The organism is Bacillus sp. RB3 (assembly GCF_030164735.1).
GTDB lineage: Bacteria > Bacillota > Bacilli > Bacillales > Bacillaceae_G > Bacillus_A > Bacillus_A cereus.
This window is the reverse complement of sequence record NZ_JASNGE010000016.1, coordinates 107,097-113,440: the sequence shown is the minus strand read 5'-3', so window position 1 is coordinate 113,440 and position 6,344 is coordinate 107,097. Positions and strand designations below refer to the sequence as shown.

Sequence of the window (6,344 nt, the reverse complement as noted above, 5' to 3'; positions counted from 1 at the left end):
GGAGATAGACTTTGCATCTAATCTAGTAGCAGAAGCTACCCTGTGGGAATGCGACTTCTTGTCGCACCATAATTATCGTTATCAAGAATACACAAACAAATCACTTCAATATCATCTTAATTGTAGTTTGTTCGGCTCTTCTTCAGGGATACCTCTATGTTTGTAATGAATCGTTTTTACATCATTTCCTTTTATGCGAAAAGTAATTGTGTCCCATAAGGCGGATTGTGTGCACCCTCAAAAGTTTAAATTTTAAAATCCCTCATTAACTAGCTCTTTTATCGAGTTTAATTTTGAAGAAAGCTCGATAAACCATTCTTCATCCCCTGTTAATAATGCAAGATCTATAAGATAAAGGATTTGTTCCTTATTTATTACCTTTGATTCAGGGAGTTTGTTAACGTGTTTACTAAAGAGTAAAATCGCTTCGTTTATTGTGTACTGGCCGTCACGTTTCACAATACTAACTGTAACTATATCCTCTACATCATCAAGTGATACAATATAACCAACTATTAATTCACCTTCATTTGATATTCCACGAACCCAATCTCCTACTTTTAAAACATGATTATTATTTGACATCATACCGTTTCACCTTCCTATAAATATTTTTTGTGACGATAAAAAAGATATAAAAACAAATTATACTGTAATATTTTTCATTACATTTAAGTGTTAAGAACTCACGGCTATATAATAATTAAGCCGCTTAACGCTCTTGATTGATAAGGTCAACAACTTCTTTCATTGTATAATTCTTTAAGTATTCACCTAGATGCTCTTCAGCACCTAAGAAAATAGCGAAAAGAACTTTTCGCATATTCGAACCTACAACACACTGATTGTTTGATTCTGGACACTTCGGCTGCAAAGCACCTTCAGAGGTTATCTGATAAATATGCCAAAGATTAATTTCATCTAAATCGCGAGCGAAAATAAAACCGCCACCAGTCCCCTCTTTCGATTGTATAAACTTATGTTTTTTTAACAAACTTAGTACTTTGCGAATGCGTACTGGATGAACACCTGCACTTTCTGAAATAGCATTACTTGTTGACATCCGGTCTGGCTGTAAAGCTAAATAAGTTAAACTGTGTATGGCCAAGGTAAAGTCGCTGTTCATGATTTTCCTCCTACGATTAAAAATATTGTTTCTCATATATTAACATACTGTAGCCATAAATATTACAGATTGGTTAGAACGTTAAAACATGTGGAATGCTTCTTGCCATAAAAAATTAATTCTCTTATATTCTATCCGGTCCCACCTATATCTGATAACTTCATTTAGCTTTTTAAGTTGAAAATAAAATTAAACACTCCACTGTTTCTTCACTTGTTCTTCTGCCAACTGTTTAATTTTTGTCCAAATCGTATCTTTACTCACAATAACATTTGTTTGATAATTTCTATCATTATAATTAACTGTAACACATACTTCAATCATCTTCTGCTTCCTCCTTTCAAAAAACTTTTTCTAAAAATACTACTTATTAATTGGCCAATTTTTGCAATTCAATGTTCAAAAACGTTCGAACGCTACGTGGTAAAAATTTACGAATTTCTTCCTCATTAAAACCAATCTGCAATCTTTTTTCGTCCAGCATAATCGGGCGACGTAACATTAGTGGATGCTCAATTATTAATGTATAAAATTCATTGAGCGAGAGCTCCTCAATATTTATATTTAAGTCCTGAAAAGTTTTGGATCTAGTTGAAATAATTTCAGTAGCCCCCTCTTCAGTTAAACGAAGAATCGATTTAAGCTCATCAACTGTCATAGAATTTGATACGATGTTTTTTTCAATATAATCAATTTGATGCTCTTCAAGCCATGCTTTCGCTTTTCGGCATGAGGCACAGCTTGCTGTTGTATATAGAATTACCATATTTAACTCACTCCTTTAATGTTATGAAACGTACATTTTAAACATCGGTTATTGAAATGTATTAAAAAAAATTACAGTTTAGAATCAAACACAAGCAATATTATTTATTCGAGAATATTTAATTTATCTACATTTTACAGACGATAACAACTCACTTCTAAAAACTATACTGTAATTTTAAACTTTACAGTTCTATAAATCAAATGTTAAGTCTTGGATTCATTCTATTAACGTATAATAGGAGCAGTTGAGACAATACTTGCCTCAACCGATTTTTATATCTCTTTATAATTTTTTGCAGTAATGACTGTTTCAAACTCAAATGTTTCGGGTAGATGATCTGCATAAGAATATTCAAAAGTTCGTCCATCCGTTAAGTAAGCTACTTGTTCAACTCGCATTAGGAAATCCTGATTTGTTAAGTTCATAAACTGCTTTTCCCCATCATCTGGGCGAATTCCTTTAACCCTGACAACAGATGTCCCTACTTCAAGACCAAGTTTATTTTGAATATGTGAGTATATCGACTCCTCTAAAACAGAAGCCTCAACACCTGGGATAACCAAAATTGGCATCCATGTATGCTCCATAATCGTCGGAATGCTGTGAATGATGCGGAGGCGAATGATTTTATAGACGAAATCACCGATTGAAACTCCCAATTTCTCAGCAACTACTTCATCAGCCCCAACAATCGCAAACTCGATAATTTTACTTTCTACCTCACTGCCGTATACAGCTTTCGTACCCGTTAAAGTTTGAATCATTCGTGCCTTTTCCTGTTGACGCCAATCTTGCACCACTGTTCCACTTCCGCGCCGGCGGATGATGTAGCCATCTCTAACTAATAGATCCAGCGCTTTCTTAATAGTAAGGGCTGAAACACCAAATTCTTCAGCAAGGACGGGGCTACTCGGAATTTTTTCGTTGATTTTATATTCACCATCTAAAATTTGCTGTTTAATCTTTTGATAAATGCCGAGGTATTTTACTTGTGTTGATCCCCTTGCCATTTTCATACCTCCTTTATACTGCAAACTCTCTTCTATTCATTCAAATGTAAAGCCTCAAGTTTGTAAACTGAAGGTGATGGGGCAGCAAATCCATTTTCTAAGATTTCAATATTCGTTACCGCTTCTTCGTCTTTCACAAGTTTTGGTGCACCATTTATAATTGTTTCATACGCGGCATCATAGAAACGACCGTAATCACCAAGTGGCGTTTTAATTTGTTTTTCAATCCAGTCACCATTTGCATTACGATACTTAGCAACTCCATAGTACATCGGTGAATCTTCACCAAATCCTGCACTCTCAGGCATAACACCCGCTTTCAAATCATTTTCCTGCTGATCTTCACCATATTTAATAAATGATCCGTTTGTTCCATGAACGATAAAGCGTGGATAATCTTTTGCTACGACATGGTTCGTTTTCAGCTTAATCTTCAACTGATTTCCGTAATGTAAACCAACATCGAAATAGTTATCAACCGCACCTTCCATTTCATTATTACGAATATCGTATGTAACCGTATCTGGACGGCCGAATAGTGAAATCATACGGTCCATCGTATGAATACCTAAACTGTAAAATGAACCTTCTTCTTTTGGAGCTTCATGAGTGATTGAACCAGGACGGAAATAATCAATATGTGATTCAATCTCAATAATATCACCAAGGAATCCTTGTTCAATTACTTGCTTCACAGCTAAAAAATCACCATCAAAACGGCGGTTTTGATAAGGCATAACTACTACACCTTTTTCTCGTCCTAAAGCTAATAATTCTTTCGCATGTTCCACTGTATCGCAAAATGGTTTTTCAACGATAACTGATTTTCCAGCAAGTATAACTTTTTTCGCTAATTCGTAATGCGTATGTGCTGGCGTACAGACCGTCACCACTTGAATTTCCTTGTCATTCAACAATTCGTCCAAATCAGTAGTGAAGTAAACACCTTTTCCCTTATATGGAGCCGCTAATTTTTCATTTATTTGACGTACAAAAATCGTTTTTATTTTTATATTATTACGCGTGTTTACATAAGGTAAGTGATAGCGGTTAGCTGACTTTCCAAATCCAATAAAGCCCATTGTTAATGTCATATTTTTCAACTTCCTTGCTCATAAATTTTCGTTTCTATATTTATTATATAATTTAATCATTAAAAGTATATAGTTTTAACTTTATAATTATATATTAAATAAAAAATCCACGATAAAATTCGTTCTCACTATAAGTTATGGACCTATAAAGTGAAACTTTAATCAGTGGGGCGATTTATTCTCTACTGATTATTTACCCGTAAATACCGGGATGAAAAGGAGCGTAATGAACATGGCATATACTACTATATCTATGGAAATTTTTGGATCACCTGAACAAGTATGGCAATTAATTGGAGGTTTCAACTCCCTTCCAGACTGGTTACCTTATATACCTAGCAGTAAATTAACTGAAGGCGGTCGTGTACGTCATCTAGCTAATCCAGATGGTGAAACAATTATAGAACGCTTAGAAGTATTCAATGATAAGGAACGCTACTACACGTATTCAATCATGAATGCACCGTTCCCGGTCACTAATTATTTATCTACAATCCAAGTTAAAGAAAGTACTGAAAGTAACACATCGTTAGTAGAGTGGTCTGGTACGTTCACTCCTGTTGCAGTTAGTGATGAAGAGGCAATAAATCTGTTTCATGGTATATACAGCGATGGACTGAAAGCATTGCAGCAAGCATTTCTAGATTGATTCATGTAATTGATTGAGACGAAAAAGTTAATTAACAGTCAAACATTCGACTTTGTGGTTAAGTTCATTATGAAAGATAAACAAATACAAATTTCATGCCTGCTTGTTAATGACAAGAAATAAAAAATACTACCTCCAAATGGAAGGTAGTATTTTTTTATTAATCAGGAAAAACAATTAATCCCTCTTCTTTTTCCTCCTGTTTTAAATCTTCTTCTGGGAATGTTACAGTTGAATTTTTATCCCCTGTTTTTTTGTTTCTTCACCTGGAAATACGAAAGTTGAATTTTCTTTTCCTTCATTTTTTTCTACGTTATCTGGAAATACCATAGAATCATTGGTAGTCAAATCACTATGAAAACCAAGGTTAGACAAAATCGCTTTTAAATCTGGTAAAACCCCTATTTTATCAGATGATGGATTATTAGACTTTGTGCCTGTATTAGGATTACTTAAAATTGCTCTCAATTCTTTTGGTGTATATGCCTTACCTAAATGTTCTTTAGCAATCCCTTGAATTGATACAGCAGCCCCAGCGATTATAGGCGAAGCGCTAGAAGTACCACGGAAATTAGAAGTATAACGATTCATTATACTCTGATCTGTAACTTTTTGTCCTTTACTATTTTGATTTTGATATGTATCTAATGTGTCAACATACTCTCCCCAACCATATACATCAATTCTACTACCATAGTTAGAGAAACCTAAACGTTTATGAGGAACTCTTGCAGTAGATGCTCCAACTATAATAGCTCCTGAATCTTTAAAGTCTGGACTATTTCGATTTAAAATCTGTTTACCATTACGGTCTTTAAATTCATCTAAATCAATCCCACCATTACCAGCTGTTTCTACAATAATAATGCCTTTATCTGTACCTTTGCGAATTGCGTTAAATATACTCGGGTATACTTCTACTGGTAAAGGGTCATCTCCATATCCATCATATTTAAAGGATTCTTCTATTAATAAAACATCTCCAGCCTGTAAAGAATCTACGGCACTTAAAATAGCATCTCTTACATCGATTCTCCCATTATCTCGGATCACTGAAATTACTTTTGCCTTTGCTTTTGGTGCAATCCCAATGTTCCCAATCCGATTGTCAGCTGCAGAAACAACACCTAGAACTGAAGTACCATGAGAAAGATCATTACTCATTTTTCCAGACATAAATTCAATATTTTGACCGACTAAATCTTCATGATTTAATAACCAGCCTTCTTCCAAATCTACAAAGGTTGCTCCTTGACCATCTCCTCCTTTAATTCCCCAGGCATAAGGAGCATTAATTCCTAAAGGTGCCTCTTCAAGATATCCCTGTCTCGAAAATCTAGGTTCATCATAAGGATTGATTGATAATACAGGAAATCTCGAGCTAGTTGTTGTGTTTATACTCTTATTAGAACGAACTTGTATTTTACTAGAATCGTTATTAGCAGCATGTACTGTATTTGTTACAAATGTCGTACCTACCCCAGCAAAAGTTGTAATTGCAAGTGATGATATCAACATACCTTTAAAATTTTTCATCTTTCCACCTCTAGTTTTCTATTAGAATTAACATATTTAATAATGTGTATGAACCGAAAAGCTTTTTATTTTATTATAAAAATTAATAGATTTTTATAACTTTTTGATTTACATAAAAACTCCTTTCATTCTTGTAATTCAATGTGTATATTTCAAAATA

Annotated in this window: 7 protein-coding genes and 2 pseudogenes; 1 reads left to right on the top strand and 8 read right to left on the bottom strand. The window is 34.1% G+C overall.

The genetic code is table 11. From position 1 onward, the window contains the following. Positions 1-111: 111 nt before the first annotated feature. From QO049_RS20135 to QO049_RS20105, 7 genes and pseudogenes are all read right to left on the bottom strand, one after another. A pseudogene (locus QO049_RS20135) lies at positions 112-245 on the bottom strand (DUF3888 domain-containing protein); the annotation flags it as partial. A gap of 7 nt (positions 246-252) precedes the next feature. Next, a complete protein-coding gene (locus QO049_RS20130; protein ID WP_000987462.1) occupies positions 253-588 on the bottom strand; it encodes an IDEAL domain-containing protein in 336 nt (111 codons plus the stop codon). Positions 589-712: 124 nt separating this feature from the next. Next, on the bottom strand, positions 713-1,126 hold the full coding sequence (gene saiR, locus QO049_RS20125; RefSeq protein ID WP_001083465.1) for an Rrf2-family transcriptional regulator SaiR: 414 nt from the start codon (positions 1,124-1,126) through the stop codon (positions 713-715). Positions 1,127-1,315: 189 nt separating this feature from the next. Then, entirely contained in the window at positions 1,316-1,450 is a 135-nt protein-coding gene (locus tag QO049_RS20120; RefSeq protein ID WP_000573532.1) for a BA3454 family stress response protein, read from the bottom strand. A gap of 46 nt (positions 1,451-1,496) precedes the next feature. Then, complete coding sequence (gene spxA / locus QO049_RS20115) at positions 1,497-1,892, bottom strand: transcriptional regulator SpxA (protein ID WP_000236190.1); 396 nt, start codon at positions 1,890-1,892, stop codon at positions 1,497-1,499. 275 nt (positions 1,893-2,167) lie between these two features. Then, complete coding sequence (locus tag QO049_RS20110) at positions 2,168-2,905, bottom strand: GntR family transcriptional regulator (protein WP_246960677.1); 738 nt, start codon at positions 2,903-2,905, stop codon at positions 2,168-2,170. A 32-nt stretch (positions 2,906-2,937) separates the two neighbouring features. Next, positions 2,938-3,999 carry an oxidoreductase gene (locus QO049_RS20105; RefSeq protein WP_000176647.1) on the bottom strand — a complete coding sequence of 354 codons (1,062 nt, stop codon included), beginning with the start codon at positions 3,997-3,999 and terminating at the stop codon, positions 2,938-2,940. 232 nt (positions 4,000-4,231) lie between these two features. Here QO049_RS20105 and QO049_RS20100 point away from each other — a divergent pair, with 232 nt between their 5' ends. After that, positions 4,232-4,648 carry an SRPBCC family protein gene (locus QO049_RS20100; RefSeq protein WP_284489411.1) on the top strand — a complete coding sequence of 139 codons (417 nt, stop codon included), beginning with the start codon at positions 4,232-4,234 and terminating at the stop codon, positions 4,646-4,648. A 160-nt stretch (positions 4,649-4,808) separates the two neighbouring features. On the opposite strand, the pseudogene QO049_RS20095 reads toward QO049_RS20100, so the two are convergent. After that, positions 4,809-6,184 (bottom strand): annotated as a pseudogene (locus QO049_RS20095) (S8 family peptidase). Between the last annotated feature and the right edge of the window lie 160 nt (positions 6,185-6,344).